Source organism: Enterobacter sp. SM3 (assembly GCF_009811935.2).
Classification (GTDB): domain Bacteria; phylum Pseudomonadota; class Gammaproteobacteria; order Enterobacterales; family Enterobacteriaceae; genus Enterobacter; species Enterobacter asburiae_D.
Window position 1 is genome coordinate 3,331,660 of record NZ_CP099971.1, and the last position, 16,749, is coordinate 3,348,408.

Below are 16,749 nucleotides of genomic sequence, written 5' to 3' on the forward strand. Positions count from 1 at the left end.
AAAACCCGCCGAGGCGGGTTTTTGTTTTTACATCAGCGGCATCGCTCGCTGCACGATATCAATCAGCGGCTGCGGATAGATACCGAAGATCAGCACCAGCAGCGCGGAGATAAGCACGACGATACCACCGGCGCTGTACTGCCAGTTGGTTGGGGCATCACGGTTGAGCTGCTGAGGCGCGCTCAGGTACAGGCTCACGGCCACGCGCAGGTAGTAGTAGAGACCAATCGCGGAGCCGATAACCACGCCCGCAGTCAGCCACCACAGGTGCGCCTGCACACCGACGGCCAGCACGTAGAACTTACCGATAAAGCCGAGCGTCATCGGGATACCTGCCAGAGAGAGCATCATCACGGTCATCACTGCGGACAGGATCGGACGGTGCCAGAACAGACCACGGTAGGAGAACAGTGAATCGGCATCCGGACCACGGTACGGGCTGGACATCAGGCTCACCACGCCGAAGGCGCCGAGGCTGCTGAACAGGTAGCCGGCCAGATACACGCCAACGGCTTCCATCGACATCTCACCGCTCTGCAGCGCAATCAGCGCCACCATCAGGTAGCCCAGATGAGAGATAGACGAGTAGCCCAGCAGACGCTTGATGTTGGTCTGGCTCAGCGCCATCAGGTTACCGAAGATGATGGAGACGAACGCGATAATGCCCAGCACCACGCGAACCGCTTCGCTGTCACCGACCGGTGCGTACAGGAACAGACGCATGACCACACCGAAGATAGCGATTTTGCTCGCCGTCGCCAGGAAGGTCGACACCGGAGCCGGAGCGCCCTGGTAGACGTCTGGCGTCCACAGGTGGAACGGCACCAGAGAGAGTTTAAAGCCGAGACCCACGATCATCATGCCCAGACCCGCCAGCAGCAGCGGCTCATGCAGCATGCCGTCACCGAGGCTCTTGCCGAGCGCCATGAAAGAGAGGTTACCGGACTGTGCGTACAGCAGCGCAATACCAAACAGCAGGAACGAGGACGCAGCAGCAGACAGAATGGTGTACTTGATGCTTGCTTCCAGGGAGCGCTTCTGACGGAAGGCGTAACCAATCAGGCCGAACAGCGGCAGAGAGATCAGCTCAATACCGAGGAACAGCGCGGCCAGATGGTTCGCATTCGCCAGCAGAATGCCGCCCAGTGCGGCAATCAGAACCAGCAGGTAAAACTCTTCTTTGTTGTCGTTGTAGCCTTCGAGCCACGGGTACGCAAAGGTACAGGTTGCCAGGCTCGCCAGCAGCACCAGACCGGTATACAGCATGGCGTAACCGTCAACGCGCATCAGCGGGGTGACGTCCATCGCCCCGCCCTGGCCAACAAACCAGAGAGAGACTAACGCGGCGTTCAGGCCGATGACCGACAGCGTGGCATTCAGGAAGTGATTGCGTCGCCACGCAATGGAGAGCATCACAACCACCACCGTCAATCCGACGATCAGCAGCGGTAGCAGCGCGATCAGTTGTTGTGGAGTTATTGTCATGGCGAATTACGGCCTTGTAGTAGAAGCAGAATTAACAAACCACTGCTGGATGTTACCCATCGCGCTATGCGAGGTATCCAGAATCGGCTGCGGGAAGAAGCCCAGCAGCACCAGCAGTACGACCAGCAGCAGGATGATGAACAGCTCACGCAGCGACATCCCCGGCAGTTCTTGTGCAGCAATTTCGCTCTTCGCTTTACCGAAGTAAGCGCGGTGCAGCATCGCCAGCGAGTACACGGAAGCGAACACCAGACCAAAGGTGGAGATCACGGTAATCACCGGTACCACTTTGAAGCTGCCGAACAGAATCATAAATTCGCCGACGAAGTTACCGGTACCTGGCATCCCCAGAGTGGCAACAGCGAAGAACATGGACAGCGCTGGCAGCCACTTAATTTTGCTCCACAGGCCGCCCATCATGCGCATGTCGCGGGTATGCAGACGTTCGTACAGCTGACCGCACAGGATGAAGAGGCCGGCTGCGGACAGACCGTGCGCAATCATCTGGATCACCGCGCCCTGGTACGCCAGCTGGCTGCCGGTGTAGATAGCAATCAGCACGAAGCCCATGTGGGAAACGGAGGTGTAGGCAATCAGACGCTTAATGTCGTACTGCGTGAAGGCCATCCAGGCACCGTAGAAGATACCGATCACACCCAGCCACATGGCAATCGGTGCGAACTCTGCGGAGGCATTCGGGAACAGCGGCAGAGCGAAACGCAGCAGACCGTAGGCCGCCGTTTTCAGCAAGATGCCCGCCAGGTCAACGGAACCGGCCGTTGGTGCCTGAGAGTGCGCGTCTGGCAGCCAGCCGTGCAGCGGAACGACCGGCATTTTCACCGCGAACGCGATGAAGAAGCCCAGCATCAGCAGGTATTCAACGCCGTGGGACATTGGCGTCTTCAGCAGATCTTCGTAGTTGAAGGTCCAGGTGCCGGTGGCGTTGTGGTGAACAAACACCAGCGCCAGAATGGCAATCAACATCACCAGACCACTCGCCTGGGTATAAATGAAGAACTTGGTTGCCGCCGTGATACGCGTTTTACCGTCGGACGCCTTGTGGCCCCACAGCGCGATCAGGAAGTACATCGGCACCAGCATCATCTCCCAGAAGAAGAAGAACAGGAACATGTCGATGGCAAGGAACACGCCGATCACGCCGCCCAGGATCCACATCAGGTTCAGGTGGAAGAAGCCCTGGTATTTTTCGATTTCTCGCCAGGAGCAAAGTACCGCCAGAACGCCGAGCAGGCCGGTCAGCACCACCATCAGCAGCGACAGACCGTCAATCGCCAGATGGATCGTAATGCCGAAACGCGGGATCCACGGCAGGATGAATTCAGACTGCCACTGCGGAATGCCCGCAGACTGGGTCAGTGAGTAACCGCCCTGCAACCACAGTTGCAGGCCAAGCGCGAGCGTCAATCCCATGGTGATCAGCGCGATCCAGCGCGGCATCTTCACGCCAAAGCGTTCGGTCTGCCAGCACAGGAAGCCGCCGATGAAGGGAATTAATATTAGCCAGGGTAGTAACATGGCGATTTTTATTCCTTGTTAAAGTCCCTAAGGGACCGATTTTCAACAAATTCGACAAAATTCACGCGTTAGTGCGGTTTGTGGTGTCGGGTGGCGCTCACGCTTACCCGACCTACGGTCTCGTAGGCCCGGTAAGCGCAGCGCCACCGGGCAAAACCACTATCGCAACACCATCAGCAGCGCCAGCACGACAACCGCACCGATGCTCATGGACGCCACATACCAGCGCAGGTAACCGTTCTCGCTGTACAGCAGGCCTTTACCGGCAAAGCGGGAGAGGATCGCCGGGATATTCATCAGGCTGTTCAGTGGGTCGCGCTTCACCAGCCACGCGATGCCCAGGAACGGCTTAACGAAGATCATGTCGTACAGCCAGTCGAAGCCCCACGCGTTGTACCACCAGGTGCCCAGCAGACGGCCCGGCGCGCTGTTGGCAACAGCAGTCACCAGCGTACGTTTGCCCAGCCACAGCCATGCTGCAATCAGGATGCCCGCGATAGCGACCACGCCGGAGGTGATTTCAAGCGTCAGAACGCGACCGTGCTCAAGCTCGGTGGTGTCTGGCAGTACGCCCTGCAGCGGCGGCACAATCATCGCGCCAACGAAGGTGGAGAGTACCAGCAGCACAATCAGCGGCAGGTGGTGGGTGATCCCCTTCCCTGCGTGAGCGTGAATTTGTTCTTTACCGTGGAATACGATGAAAATCATACGGAAGGTATACAGGGAGGTCATGAACGCACCGACCAGACCCGCAACCATCAGATTGATATGACCATTCGCCATGGCGCCCGCAAGGATTTCGTCCTTACTGAAGAAGCCCGCGGTGATCAGCGGCAGTGCCGCCAGCGCCGCGCCGCCTACCAGGAAGCAGATATAAACCAGCGGGATGGACTTACGCAGTCCGCCCATCTTGAAGATGTTCTGCTCGTGATGGCAGGCCAGAATCACAGAACCGGATGAGAGGAACAGCAGCGCTTTAAAGAACGCGTGCGTCATCAGGTGGAAAATGGCTGCGTCCCACGCCTGAACGCCCAGCGCCAGGAACATGTAACCAATCTGGCTCATGGTGGAGTACGCGAGAACGCGTTTGATGTCGGTCTGCACCAGCGCGGCAAAGCCTGCCAGCACCAGCGTTACCGCACCAACGATACCCACCAGATGCAGAATTTCCGGAGTCATCAGGAACAGGCCATGGGTACGCGCAATCAGGTAGACACCGGCAGTTACCATGGTCGCGGCGTGGATCAGCGCGGAGACAGGGGTTGGACCCGCCATCGCGTCGGCCAGCCAGGTCTGCAGCGGCAGCTGCGCGGATTTACCCACGGCACCACCCAGCAGCATCAGCGTTGCCCACCACAGCATATTGTTGCCTGCGGCGAAGTGCGCTGGCGCCAGTTCCACCATTTCGCGGAAGTTCAGCGTGCCCAGTTCGTTGTAAAGAATGAACAGCGCGAAAGCGAGGAAGACGTCACCCACGCGGGTCACGACGAACGCTTTCATGGCCGCTGCGCCATTCTTCGGATCGGTATAGTAGAAACCGATCAGCAGGTAAGAACACAGACCCACGCCTTCCCAGCCCAGATACATCAGCAGCAGGTTATCGGCCAGTACCAAGACCACCATGCTGGCGATAAACAGGTTGGTGTAGGCGAAGAAGCGGGAGTAACCCTCTTCACCGCGCATATACCAGGAGGCGAACATGTGGATCAGGAAGCCAACGCCGGTGACCACGGAGAGCATGGTCAGAGACAGACCATCCAGCACCAGGTTGAAGCCGATGTTGAAATCACCGACCGACATCCACGTCCACAGCGGCACGCTGAAAGGCTGACGCCCGTTGTTAAAGAAGTCGATACCCGCATACGCTGTCACCAGCGCAGCCAGACCGATGGAGCCAATGCCCACGGTCGCAGACAGATTCTCAGACCAGCGGCCGCGAGAAAACGCCAGCAGCACGAAGCCAATCAGCGGAAAAATAATGGTTAAGGCAAGCATGTTCATCCACGCAACTCACTTACTGAATCGATGTTCAGGTTCTGGCGGCGACGATGGAGCTGCAGCAACAGCGCCAGGCCAATACTCGCTTCGGCAGCCGCGAGGCTGATGGCGAGAATGTACATCACCTGACCATCGGTCTGGCCCCAGTAGCTTCCGGCGACCACGAAGGCCAGCGCGGAGGCGTTAATCATGATTTCCAGCCCGATCAGCATAAACAGCAGATTGCGGCGGATAACCAGACCGGTCAGACCCAGGACGAATAAAATCGCAGCGAGGATCAGTCCATGTGTTAAGGGGATCATGCGCGCTCCTCCATTTTTCTTTTCGCGCGGTCGTCAGTGCGGTTGCTCAGCACCTCGCCAACACGCTCTTCGCGGCCAACGTGGAAAGCAACAACCAGACCAGCCAGCAGCAGCATTGAGGCCAGTTCAACCGCCAGAACGTATGGGCCAAAGAGCGTAATACCGACCTCTTTCGCGCCAATCGGCGTGCCGTCGATGCCCTGATCGTTTACGCACAGAATGGCGTAAACGATCACCACCAGCATGATGGCCGACAAAATTGCCGGGCCAATCCACACCTGCGGTTTTAACCACTGACGTTCCTGCTCAATTTCAGAGCCGCCCAGGTTCAGCATCATCACCACGAACACGAACAGCACCATGATGGCCCCGGCGTAGACGATGATTTCCAGCGCACCGGCGAAGTGCGCGCCCAGTGCGAAGAACACCCCGGAAATGGCCAGCAGCGAGATGATTAAGTACAGCAGCGCATGCACCGGATTGGTGTGCGTAATCACTCGTAGCGTAGCCAGGATGGCGATAAGGCCACAGATATAAAAAGCGAATTCCATTGCCCTCTCCTTACGGTAACAGGCTCTTGACGTCGATAGGCTTAGCTTCGTTCTCTGCTTCGCCCTTATCTTTGCCGTCGATTGCCATACCCGCCATCCGGTAGAAGTTATATTCCGGGTATTTGCCCGGACCGGAAATCAGCAGATCCTCTTTCTCGTACACCAGGTCCTGACGCTTATACTCACCCAGCTCAAAGTCTGGAGTCAGCTGAATCGCCGTGGTTGGGCACGCTTCTTCACACAGACCGCAGAAGATGCAGCGTGAGAAGTTGATGCGGAAGAACTCAGGGTACCAGCGGCCGTCTACCGTCTCTGCTTTCTGCAGAGAGATACAGCCTACCGGACACGCTACCGCACACAGGTTACAGGCAACGCAGCGCTCGGAACCGTCCGGGTCGCGCGTCAGCACGATACGGCCACGGTAGCGCGGCGGCAGATATACCGGCTCTTCCGGGTACATCCGGGTTTCGCGTTTGGCAAACGCGTGCAGGCCGATCATCCAGATACTGCGTACCTGGGTACCGAAGCCTACCAGTAATTCTTTTAAGGTCATGGTCTATAGCCCCTTATGGCTGCTGCCAGAGAATGACAGCCGCCGTTACCAACAAGTTGACGAGCGTCAGCGGCAGGCACACTTTCCAGCCGAAGGACATTACCTGGTCATAACGCGGACGCGGTAACGCTGCGCGAATCAAAATGAACATCATCATGAAGAACGCGGTTTTCAGCGCGAACCAGATGAACGGCGGTAAGAACGGGCCATGCCAGCCACCGAAGAACAGCGTTACCATCAACGCGGAAATGGTGACGATACCGATGTACTCGCCCACGAAGAACAGACCGAATTTCATACCGGAATATTCAATGTGGTAACCGTCGGCCAGTTCCTGTTCGGCTTCTGGCTGGTCAAACGGGTGACGGTGACACACGGCCACGCCCGCGATTGCAAAGGTAATAAACCCAAAGAACTGCGGAATAACGTTCCAGATGTCGGCCTGGTTGTTGACGATGTCGGTCATGTTGAATGAACCGGCCTGCGCCACCACGCCCATCAGGGAGAGACCCAGGAACACCTCGTAGCTCAGCGTCTGCGCGGAAGCACGCATCGCACCCAGCAGCGAGTATTTGTTGTTACTGGACCAGCCTGCGAACAGCACCGCGTAAACCGCGAGGCCTGCCATCATCAGGAAGAACAGAATGCCGATGTTCAGGTCAGCGACCACCCAGGTCGGGCTGACCGGAACGATAGCAAACGCCAGCAGCAGCGAGGTGAAGGCAATCATCGGTGCCAGAGTAAAGATCACGCGGTCCGAGAAGCGCGGGATCCAGTCCTCTTTAAAGAACATCTTGATCATGTCCGCGACCAGTTGGAGTGAACCACCCCAGCCCACGCGGTTCGGTCCGTAACGGTTCTGGAACAGACCGAGCAGACGACGTTCACCAAAGCTCATGAACGCACCGCAGGTGACCACTACCAGCAGGATAACAACCGCTTTCAGAATGCTCAGCAGGATGTCAATAAGATCCGGCGTTAACCAACTCATGCTTTTGCCTCCTGCAGGTTATCAAGACGCGCACCCGCCAGAACCGGCGCGATGCCAGGCATACCCATCGGCAGACCCACCTGCCCTGCTGTCAGACCTTCGGTGATAATCAGCGGCAGGCTGATTGTCTGGCCGTCATAGCTAAAGGCGATGTTTGCGCCCGCGTTAACGCCAAGCTTCGCGGCATCCGCCGGGTTGAGCTTGATGTACGGCTGCGGCATGCGGGTCTGGAAGACCGGTGAACGCTGGGAAAGCTCGTCGCTACCGAACAGATGGTAGTACGGCGCGATACGCCAGTTGCCATCCTGCGCCTGGAAGCTCGCCGGTACGGTGGTGAAGAAGTCCAGACCGGTTTCGGAGGCTTCAATCAGACGCACGCCCGGATCGCCGTGACGCAGGGAACCACCCACTTCAGCCTGGAACTTGTTCCAGGCCTGCGGGGAGTTCCAGCCTGGTGCCCATGCGAATGGGATTTGCGAACGCGGCGCAGACGGCTGGTTGTTCCCTTCCATGGAGAAGGCGAACATGGTGTCTTTATCCTGCGGCTGGCGCGGTTCGTGCACGCTGATATTGGCGCGCATCGCGGTACGGCCGCTGTAACGGTGCGGTTCACGCGCCAGTTTCTGGCCGCGAATGCGGAAGCTTGCTTCAGGTGCGGCATCTTTAATGCCTGCCAGCTGAGGCAGTTTTTCGACTACCGCGTCGATAACGTGGTCGAGCTGCGTCCAGTCCACTTCACGGCTCTGCACGGTGCTGTGCAGGGAGTGCAGCCAGCGCCAGCTTTCCAGCATCACGGTGTTGCTGTCGTAGTACGCCGGGTCGTAAACCTGGAAGAAACGCTGTGCGCGGCCTTCGTTGTTGATAACCGTACCGTCGCTTTCTGCGAAGCTTGCCGCAGAGAGCACCAGGTGCGCTTTGTCCATGATCGCGGTGCGCTGATGGTCAATCACCATCACCAGCGGCGCTTTGGAGAGCGCGGCGTCAACGCGAGCGGCAGAGGCGTGGCGATGCAGGTCATTTTCCAGCACCACAACGGCGTCAGCGGCACCGGATTCCAGTTCGCTTAACGCTGCTTCCAGCGAGCCGCCGCCGATCATGCCCAGACCAATGCTGTTCACCGCACGGGCAATCATGGTCACACCGACGTCCGCACCGCGGCCCTTCAGGGCTTTGGCAACGTTGGCTGCCGCCTGAATGATCTCCGCGCTACCGGCGTTGGTACCGGAAATAATCAGCGGTTTTTTCGCACCCGCCAGGGCCTGAACAATCACGTCGACCTTGTTCTGCAGGTCGCGATCCAGTTCTACCGCCGGCGAGCTGCTGTCCAGCGCGTGGGCAATCGCAAAGCCGAGGCGCGCCTGATCTTCAACCGGTGCGCAGTAGGTCCACGCCGCGATGTCGTCCAGACGGGTGTTGTCAACGTTGGTCACAAACAGAGGATGCTTCGCGCGTTGGCCGATGTTCAGGATCGCCGCAATCTGCCAGTCAGCCACTTTCTGCGCCGCTGCCATTTCACGTGCTTTACCCTTCACCGCCTGACGAACCGCCAGAGCCGCGCGTGCGCCCGTCTGCGTCAGGTCTTCACCCAGCACCAGGACCGCATCATAAGATTCAATTTCACGCAGCGCAGGGGTATGAATACCGCCTTCACGCAGCACTTTCAGTACCAGCTGCAGACGTTCCTGCTCGCCCTGGGCGATACCGGTATAGAAGTTTTCCGCCCCAACCAGCTCGCGCAGCGCGAAGTTGCTTTCAATGCTGGCGCGCGGGGAGCCGATACCGATCACTTTCTTCGACTGGCGCAGAATATCTGCCGCGCCCTGCATCGCCTGTTCAGCGTTCAGGGTAATGAAGTCGTCGCCACGGCGCTGAACCGGCTGACGCGGACGGTCTTTCAGGTTCACATAGCCATAGCCGAAACGACCGCGGTCGCACAGGAAGTAGTGGTTAACGGTACCGTTGTAACGGTTTTCGATACGGCGCAGTTCGCCGTAGCGCTCACCCGGGCTGGTGTTACAGCCGAGGGAACACTGCTGGCAGATGCTTGGCGCAAACTGCATGTCCCATTTACGGTTGTAACGCTCGGAGTGGGTTTTATCCGTGAAGACGCCGGTCGGGCAGATTTCTACCAGGTTACCGGAGAACTCGCTTTCCAGCACGCCGTCTTCCGGACGACCGAAGTAGACGTTATCGTGCGCGCCATATACGCCCAGATCCTGACCGTCTGCATAGTCTTTGTAGTAACGCACGCAGCGGTAGCAGGCGATGCAGCGGTTCATTTCGTGAGAGATGAACGGCCCCAGGTCCTGATTACGGTGGGTACGCTTGGTAAAGCGATAGCGACGGAAGCTGTGGCCGGTCATCACGGTCATATCCTGAAGGTGGCAGTTACCACCCTCTTCACAGACCGGACAGTCGTGCGGGTGGTTGGTCATCAACCATTCCACTACGCTTTCGCGGAACTGTTTCGCTTCTTCGTCATCAATCGAAATAAAGGTGCCTTCGGTGGCTGGCGTCATACAGGACATCACCAGGCGACCACGCGTGTCTTCCGCGTTTTGATATTGCTTCACCGCACACTGGCGGCAAGCACCGACGCTGCCCAGCGCCGGATGCCAGCAAAAGTACGGAATATCGAGGCCAAGAGACAGACAAGCTTCCAGCAGGTTGTCCGCCCCGTTGACTTCGTATTCTTTGCCGTCTACATGAATCGTAGCCATTAGCATGCTTCCAGTTGGCTCGGTCGAAACCGAGCGTTAATCAAAATTCTTGTCGTTACCAGCGCGCTTTAAGCAGGTTCGGCTGAATCCCATTAATCGCATGGGTATTGCTGAACGGCTGCTTGATGCCTGCTTCGAACTCGTCGCGGAAATATTTGATCGCGCTCTGCAGAGGTTCGACGGCACCCGGTGCGTGGGCACAGAAGGTTTTACCCGGGCCTAAGAATCGACACAGTTGCTCAAGCGTCTCGATATCCCCAGGCTGGCCTTCGCCACGTTCGATTGCACGCAGGATCTTCACGCTCCACGGCAGACCGTCACGGCACGGTGTACACCAGCCGCAGGACTCGCGGGCGAAGAACTCTTCCAGGTTACGCACCAGCGAGACCATGCCGATCTCGTGGTCGACGGCCATCGCCAGCGCCGTACCCAGACGGCTGCCTGCTTTACCAATGCTTTCGAATTCCATTGGCAGGTCAAGGTGGGCTTCGGTCAGGAAGTCTGTCCCTGCCCCACCCGGCTGCCAGGCTTTAAATTTCAAGCCATCGCGCATGCCGCCCGCGTAGTCTTCAAGAATTTCACGTGCGGTGGTACCGAACGGCAGTTCCCAGACGCCAGGATTTTTAACGCGACCGGAGAAGCCCATCAGCTTGGTACCGGCATCTTTACTTGAGGAGATGCCCTGATACCACTCCACGCCGTTGGCGAGGATAGCCGGAACGTTACACAGGGTTTCAACGTTGTTTACGCAGGTCGGTTTACCCCATACGCCGGAGCTTGCCGGGAACGGTGGCTTGGAACGCGGGTTCGCGCGGCGGCCTTCCAGGGAGTTAATCAGCGCGGTTTCTTCACCGCAGATATAACGCCCGGCACCGGTGTGCACGAACAGTTCGAAGTCAAACCCGGTACCCAGGATGTTTTTGCCCAGCAGGCCCGCTTCGGTAGCTTCGGCAATCGCGCGACGCAGGTTTTCCGCCGCTTCGATGTACTCACCGCGCAGGAAGATGTAGCCACGGTACGCTTTCAGCGCAAACGCGGAGATCAGCATGCCTTCCACCAGCAGGTGCGGCAGCTGTTCCATCAGCAGGCGGTCTTTATAGGTGCCCGGCTCCATTTCATCGGCGTTACACAGCAGGTAACGGATGTTCATGGATTCGTCTTTTGGCATCAGGCTCCACTTCAGACCGGTGGAGAAGCCCGCACCGCCGCGCCCTTTCAGGCCGGAGTCTTTCACCGCATTAACGATGTCATCCGGCGCCATGCCGCCGAGGGCTTTACGCGCACCGGCATAGCCGTTTTTGCTCTGGTATTCGTCGAGCCATACCGGCTGTTTGTCATCGCGCAGACGCCAGGTCAGCGGATGCGTCTCAGCAGTACGAATTACAGTTTTCATTTGTACTGCTCCAGCAGGTCAGGAATCGCTTCCGGCGTCAGATGGCTGTGAGTGTCCTCATCAATCATCATGGTCGGCCCCTTGTCGCAGTTACCCAGGCAGCAGGTTGGCAGCAGAGTAAAGCGTCCATCGAACGTGGTCTGGCCCGGCTTGATATTGAGCTTCTTCTCAATCGCAGCCTGAATGCCCTGATAACCGGTGATGTGGCAGACAACGCTGTCACAGTAGCGGATCACATGGCGGCCAACCGGCTGACGGAAGATCTGGCTGTAGAACGTGGCTACGCCTTCTACGTCGCTTGCCGGAATACCCAGCACTTTAGCGATCTCATAGATCGCCCCATCCGGCACCCAACCACGCTGTTTCTGTACGATTTTCAGCGCTTCAATGGACGCCGCACGCGGGTCTTCGTAGTGGTGCATCTCATGCTCAATGGCGGCACGTTCTGCTTCACTCAGCTCAAAAGCCTCGGTTTGTGGTTGTTGATTCTCGTGCATAATTAGCGGTCCACATCTGACATAACAAAATCGATACTACCCAGATACACAATCAGGTCGGAGACCAGACTGCCGCGGATGGCGGACGGGATCTGCTGCAGGTGCGCAAAGCTCGGCGTACGCACGCGGGTACGGTAGCTCATGGTGCTGCCGTCACTGGTCAGGTAGTAACTGTTAATACCCTTGGTCGCTTCAATCATCTGGAAGGATTCTTGCGCCGGCATGACCGGACCCCAGGAAACCTGCAGGAAGTGGGTGATCAGGGTTTCGATATGTTGCAGCGTGCGCTCTTTCGGTGGCGGCGTCGTCAGCGGGTGATCCGCCTTGAACGGGCCTTCCGGCATGTTGTTGAGGCACTGCTCAAGGATGCGCAGACTCTGGCGCAGCTCTTCTACTTTCAGCATCACGCGGGTGTAGCAGTCGGAGACACCGCCGCCCACCGGGACTTCAAAGTCGAAGTTCTCGTAGCCAGAGTAAGGACGGGCTTTACGCACGTCGAAATCAATACCGGTCGCACGCAGACCTGCACCTGTCGTACCCCACTCCAGCGCTTCTTTCGCGCCGTAGGCAGCAACGCCCTGGGAACGGCCTTTCAGGATGGTGTTACGCAGCGCGGCTTTCTCGTAGGACGCCAGACGTTTTGGCATCCAGTCGAGGAATTCACGCAGCAGACGGTCCCAGCCGCGCGGCAGATCGTGTGCCACACCGCCGATACGGAACCAGGCCGGGTGCATACGGAAACCGGTAATCGCTTCCACCAGATCGTAGATTTTCTGACGGTCGGTAAAGGCGAAGAAGACCGGAGTCATCGCGCCGACGTCCTGAATGAACGTGGAGATGTACAGCAGGTGGCTGTTGATACGGAACAGTTCTGACAGCATGACGCGAATCACGTTAACGCGATCCGGCGTAACGATTCCCGCCAGTTTCTCAACGGCCAGCACGTATGGCATCTCGTTGACGCAGCCGCCGAGGTACTCGATACGGTCGGTATACGGAATGTAGCTGTGCCAGGACTGACGCTCGCCCATCTTCTCAGCACCACGGTGGTGGTAACCGATGTCAGGCACGCAGTCGACAATCTCTTCGCCATCAAGCTGAAGAATAATACGGAATGCACCGTGCGCAGACGGGTGGTTTGGACCGAGGTTGAGGAACATGAAGTCCTCGTTGTCGGTACCGCGCTTCATGCCCCAGTCTTCCGGCTTGAAGGTCAGCGCTTCCATCTCCAGATCCTGCTTGGCTTTGGTCAGCTCAAACGGATCGAATTCGGTTGCACGTGCCGGGTAGTCTTTACGCAGCGGGTGGCCGGTCCAGGTCTGCGGCATCATGATGCGCGTCAGGTGCGGGTGGCCGTCGAAGGTCATGCCGAACATTTCCCAGGTTTCACGCTCGTACCAGTTGGCGTTCGGGAAAAGTTTGGTGATCGTCGGCAGATGCATGTCGTTTTCAGACAATGCCACCTTGAGCATGATATCCGTATTACGGTCTATTGAGATCAGGTGGTAGAAAACGGAAAAATCCGCAGCAGGGAGGCCCTGGCGGTGGGTACGCAGACGTTCATCCATGCCGTGTAAGTCAAACAGCATGACGTACGGTTTTGGCAATTTCTTGAGGAAATCGACAACTTCCAGCAATTGCTCACGCTTCACCCAAACAACGGGTACCCCGGTGCGGGTAGCCTGAACAGTAAAGGCATCCGGCCCAAAACGGTTGCGCAGTTCGCCAATGACTGGGTCATCCAGATGATCCCGGGTCTGCCAGGCGGCTTCTTGCGCGGTTAAGTCGGTCATATTGTTCACCATTGCAAATGGTCCGTGGTGACTGTTGAGCCTGGCTTCGCGCTATTTGAGTAGTGATATGCGAAGGTGTTCTCCAGGCCTACAGGCGCAAATTAAATTTCGTCAGGCGTACGCAGATTGGTGACGGCAATACGTTCACCACGTTTACGCTCGCGCTCAGACTGCATGTTCGCGCGATACACACCCTGATCGCCAACAACCCACGACAGTGGGCGACGTTCTTTACCGATAGACTCCTGCAGCAGCATCAGCGCCTGCATGTAAGCTTCCGGACGTGGCGGACAACCTGGGATGTACACATCCACTGGAATAAACTTATCTACGCCCTGCACGACGGAATAAATGTCGTACATACCGCCAGAGTTTGCACATGCGCCCATGGAGATAACCCATTTAGGCTCCAGCATCTGGTCGTAAAGACGCTGAATAACAGGTGCCATCTTGGTAAAGCACGTACCGGCTACCACCATCAGGTCAGCCTGACGTGGGGAAGCACGCAGTACCTCTGCCCCAAAACGCGCAACGTCATGCACCGCAGTGAATGACGTCACCATTTCAACGTAGCAGCAAGAAAGGCCAAAGTTGTACGGCCAGATGGAGTTCTTACGACCCCAGTTGACCATATCGTGCATGGCATGTTCGAGTTTGCCCATGTACACGCTTTTATTGACTTCTTGCTCCAGGGGGTCGGTTACGATCTCCTGTTTTTGCAGGGGGTAACGGTCATTCTCACCGTTAGGATCTATGCGGGTGAGCGTATAATCCATCTTATTGCCTCGCTGTTACTGCTGACGATTAGAGATACTGTTTTCCGGGTTGATGTGTTCACGACGTGAACGCGCAGGCGTCCAGTCAAGCGCGCCAATACGCACCAGATAAACCAGACCGGCCAGTAGCACTAAAATGAAAATTGCGGCCTCGACAAAGCCCACCCAACCACTTTCGCGGATGGACGTTGACCATGCGAAAAGGTAAAGCGCTTCCACGTCGAAGATGACGAAGAACATGGCTACCAGATAGAACTTGGCAGACAGGCGTAAGCGAGCGGAACCTACTGAATCAATACCTGATTCGAAAGGTGTGTTTTTGTGCCTTGCACGGGCGCGACCGCCCAGGAACCAGCCGCCGACTAACATCAGGCAGCACAGGCCAATGGCTACAATAAGAAAGATTGCGAATGCCCAGTGATGAGCGATGACTTCTGTGGATGTTGACATACTCATTGCTTACTCATCAAAAGTGATACCAACGACACTGCTCTTGCTGGCAGATGGGCATCACATCGATTCATGGGGAGGAACAAATAACCTTACACTAACTGTCAGAAATGAGACGTAGACAGCAAAATGATGGGGTTTTTTACTCCTTTCTATAACCTATTGTCAACTTTAACAAAGGTTTCTTCACATTAAATTACATCGAGCGATTCTCATTAACATTTGGTGCCCTTTAACCCTGGTGGGTGCATGACTTTCCGTCAAATGTATGTTGTTGAATCGTGTCCGTTTCGGAAGTAAAAAAAATAACCCTCCTATTTTGACAGGATTTGCCAACGATTCCTCCCCCCAAATAGGAGTATTTTCTTGATCTGAGACACGCTTTTGTTAATTCAACCTGGAAAACGGCAACATATTTCCTGTTTTTTTAACATGAGAGGGATATGGATGAAGTTAGAACGGAAAACGGACAAGTTTTAAGCAAAAGCATTTAGCTTTTTGATAAATATAGAATATCCTGAAAATCCCTGCGCCATAAGCGGGTATTATTGCTAAAAAAAAGCCACTGCATGTGAAAATCACACGAGTGGCTTTTTTTTACACTTACATTTTGTTACCAGAATTTTGAGCTATCGATCACTCAAAATCCCCTTCAACGATCAGGGAGTCGTCCCCCCCTTCGGAGGTAACGCGCTCGAACTGCCACGGGTTATGGTAGTTTTCCATCGCCTCGAACACCACTTTGGCCAACTCGTTATGGCTGGACGAATTGTGGCAGAGCAGATACTCCGTATCCGGCAGCGCAGGAAGACCATCGGATTTCCCAAGGACGCGCAGATCGGGGCTCATCATCTCTACCGGACGGGCCGTTACACCCAGACCGGCCTTCACGGCGGCACGAACCGCTGGCAGCGTGGAAGCCACATACGCCAGACGCCACGGAATGTTGGCCTCATTCAGCGCTGTGAGCACCATGTCGCGGAACGGGCTCGGATCATCCAGTAAGACCAGTGGAACCGGCTCGCCTTTTTGCAGCACGTATTCGGCTGCGCAATACCAGTGCGTAGGTGATGTACGCAGCGTCAGGCAATCAAACTGCCCGGGACGATGCGTCGTCACCACCAGATCGACTTTATTCTCATTTAACATCTCAACCATAAAGGCATTACGCTTTACGCTAACGTCCAGCGCAAGCTTCGGATAAACCGAGCTAATACGGTTGAGAAGAAACGGCAATATAGTATCCGCTGACTCATCAGATGCGCCTAACGTTAGCACTCCTTGAAGGTTGCTAAACATTAATGACATACATGCTTCATCATTAAAGCGAAGAATTTTCCTGGCATAACCCAGAAGCTGAATACCGTGTTCCGTTAAGAGCTTATTACGCCCATGACGCGCAAAAAGCTCTTTACCCACCAGTTGCTCCAGCCGCTGCATTTGCTGGCTGACGGCAGACTGAGTACGGCAAACGGCGGCAGCAGCTGCTGCAAAAGTGTTGAGATCGGCGACCGCAACAAACGTTCTCAGCAGATCGAGGTCGAGATTCATTATCGGACGATTTGCATTTATCATATCTATTCACTTTCAGGTTGCTCGTGCGGAGCTGCCCGGGTTGAAGCTGTGTGTGTACAGTTAAGCAATTCCCTCTGAAGATTTTCCCTCGCATCCCGGCCCGGCAGACTGCCTGACAGATAGTTATTG

At 56.4% G+C, this 16,749-nt stretch carries 14 protein-coding genes; all 14 read right to left on the bottom strand.

The window, feature by feature from the left end; genetic code table 11:
- Positions 1 to 27: 27 nt before the first annotated feature.
- Entirely contained in the window at positions 28 to 1,485 is a 1,458-nt protein-coding gene (gene nuoN, locus GVO84_RS15570) for an NADH-quinone oxidoreductase subunit NuoN (RefSeq protein WP_029740937.1), read from the bottom strand.
- A gap of 6 nt (positions 1,486 to 1,491) precedes the next feature.
- A complete protein-coding gene (gene nuoM / locus GVO84_RS15575; RefSeq protein WP_023312532.1) occupies positions 1,492 to 3,021 on the bottom strand; it encodes an NADH-quinone oxidoreductase subunit M in 1,530 nt (509 codons plus the stop codon).
- 159 nt (positions 3,022 to 3,180) lie between these two features.
- Positions 3,181 to 5,022: an NADH-quinone oxidoreductase subunit L gene (gene nuoL / locus GVO84_RS15580; protein WP_063143734.1), complete on the bottom strand. Its 1,842-nt coding sequence runs from the start codon at positions 5,020 to 5,022 to the stop codon at positions 3,181 to 3,183.
- On the bottom strand, positions 5,019 to 5,321 hold the full coding sequence (gene nuoK, locus GVO84_RS15585) for an NADH-quinone oxidoreductase subunit NuoK (RefSeq protein WP_003861496.1): 303 nt from the start codon (positions 5,319 to 5,321) through the stop codon (positions 5,019 to 5,021). Before nuoK ends, nuoL begins: the two co-directional genes overlap by 4 nt.
- The gene (nuoJ, locus tag GVO84_RS15590) at positions 5,318 to 5,872 is read right to left on the bottom strand and encodes an NADH-quinone oxidoreductase subunit J (protein WP_159514614.1); all 555 of its coding nucleotides are present in this window, start codon (positions 5,870 to 5,872) and stop codon (positions 5,318 to 5,320) included. Before nuoJ ends, nuoK begins: the two co-directional genes overlap by 4 nt.
- 10 nt (positions 5,873 to 5,882) lie before the next feature.
- Entirely contained in the window at positions 5,883 to 6,425 is a 543-nt protein-coding gene (gene nuoI / locus GVO84_RS15595; protein ID WP_003861491.1) for an NADH-quinone oxidoreductase subunit NuoI, read from the bottom strand.
- 13 nt (positions 6,426 to 6,438) lie between these two features.
- Positions 6,439 to 7,416 (bottom strand): NADH-quinone oxidoreductase subunit NuoH, encoded by a 978-nt coding sequence (nuoH, locus tag GVO84_RS15600; RefSeq protein WP_047346615.1) that lies wholly within the window; start codon positions 7,414 to 7,416, stop codon positions 6,439 to 6,441.
- On the bottom strand, positions 7,413 to 10,136 hold the full coding sequence (nuoG, locus tag GVO84_RS15605) for an NADH-quinone oxidoreductase subunit NuoG (protein WP_159514615.1): 2,724 nt from the start codon (positions 10,134 to 10,136) through the stop codon (positions 7,413 to 7,415). The genes nuoH and nuoG overlap by 4 nt, the downstream gene beginning before the upstream one ends.
- Positions 10,137 to 10,191: 55 nt before the next feature.
- Entirely contained in the window at positions 10,192 to 11,529 is a 1,338-nt protein-coding gene (nuoF, locus tag GVO84_RS15610) for an NADH-quinone oxidoreductase subunit NuoF (RefSeq protein ID WP_023312536.1), read from the bottom strand.
- Entirely contained in the window at positions 11,526 to 12,026 is a 501-nt protein-coding gene (gene nuoE, locus GVO84_RS15615) for an NADH-quinone oxidoreductase subunit NuoE (protein ID WP_006176513.1), read from the bottom strand. The genes nuoF and nuoE overlap by 4 nt, the downstream gene beginning before the upstream one ends.
- Before the next feature lie 2 nt (positions 12,027 to 12,028).
- Entirely contained in the window at positions 12,029 to 13,831 is a 1,803-nt protein-coding gene (gene nuoC, locus GVO84_RS15620) for an NADH-quinone oxidoreductase subunit C/D (RefSeq protein ID WP_023312537.1), read from the bottom strand.
- An 89-nt stretch (positions 13,832 to 13,920) separates the two neighbouring features.
- Positions 13,921 to 14,595, bottom strand: a complete 675-nt coding sequence (gene nuoB / locus GVO84_RS15625) for an NADH-quinone oxidoreductase subunit NuoB (protein ID WP_003861482.1) — start codon at positions 14,593 to 14,595, stop codon at positions 13,921 to 13,923.
- A gap of 15 nt (positions 14,596 to 14,610) precedes the next feature.
- Entirely contained in the window at positions 14,611 to 15,051 is a 441-nt protein-coding gene (gene nuoA, locus GVO84_RS15630) for an NADH-quinone oxidoreductase subunit NuoA (protein ID WP_014171000.1), read from the bottom strand.
- A 630-nt stretch (positions 15,052 to 15,681) separates the two neighbouring features.
- Positions 15,682 to 16,620 carry a transcriptional regulator LrhA gene (lrhA, locus tag GVO84_RS15635; protein ID WP_021241557.1) on the bottom strand — a complete coding sequence of 313 codons (939 nt, stop codon included), beginning with the start codon at positions 16,618 to 16,620 and terminating at the stop codon, positions 15,682 to 15,684.
- Positions 16,621 to 16,749: the final 129 nt, after the last annotated feature.

Bases quoted from the DNA above. Each gene is read 5' to 3' on its own strand.
- nuoI (WP_003861491.1), bottom strand. From the start codon at position 6,425: ATGACCTTAAAAGAATTACTGGTAGGCTTCGGTACCCAGGTACGCAGT.
- nuoF (WP_023312536.1), bottom strand. From the start codon at position 11,529: ATGAAAACTGTAATTCGTACTGCTGAGACGCATCCGCTGACCTGGCGT.
- nuoN (WP_029740937.1), bottom strand. From the start codon at position 1,485: ATGACAATAACTCCACAACAACTGATCGCGCTGCTACCGCTGCTGATC.
- lrhA (WP_021241557.1), bottom strand. From the start codon at position 16,620: ATGATAAATGCAAATCGTCCGATAATGAATCTCGACCTCGATCTGCTG.
- nuoC (WP_023312537.1), bottom strand. From the start codon at position 13,831: ATGGTGAACAATATGACCGACTTAACCGCGCAAGAAGCCGCCTGGCAG.
- nuoH (WP_047346615.1), bottom strand. From the start codon at position 7,416: ATGAGTTGGTTAACGCCGGATCTTATTGACATCCTGCTGAGCATTCTG.
- nuoL (WP_063143734.1), bottom strand. From the start codon at position 5,022: ATGAACATGCTTGCCTTAACCATTATTTTTCCGCTGATTGGCTTCGTG.
- nuoK (WP_003861496.1), bottom strand. From the start codon at position 5,321: ATGATCCCCTTAACACATGGACTGATCCTCGCTGCGATTTTATTCGTC.
- nuoE (WP_006176513.1), bottom strand. From the start codon at position 12,026: ATGCACGAGAATCAACAACCACAAACCGAGGCTTTTGAGCTGAGTGAA.
- nuoJ (WP_159514614.1), bottom strand. From the start codon at position 5,872: ATGGAATTCGCTTTTTATATCTGTGGCCTTATCGCCATCCTGGCTACG.
- nuoG (WP_159514615.1), bottom strand. From the start codon at position 10,136: ATGGCTACGATTCATGTAGACGGCAAAGAATACGAAGTCAACGGGGCG.
- nuoB (WP_003861482.1), bottom strand. From the start codon at position 14,595: ATGGATTATACGCTCACCCGCATAGATCCTAACGGTGAGAATGACCGT.
- nuoA (WP_014171000.1), bottom strand. From the start codon at position 15,051: ATGAGTATGTCAACATCCACAGAAGTCATCGCTCATCACTGGGCATTC.
- nuoM (WP_023312532.1), bottom strand. From the start codon at position 3,021: ATGTTACTACCCTGGCTAATATTAATTCCCTTCATCGGCGGCTTCCTG.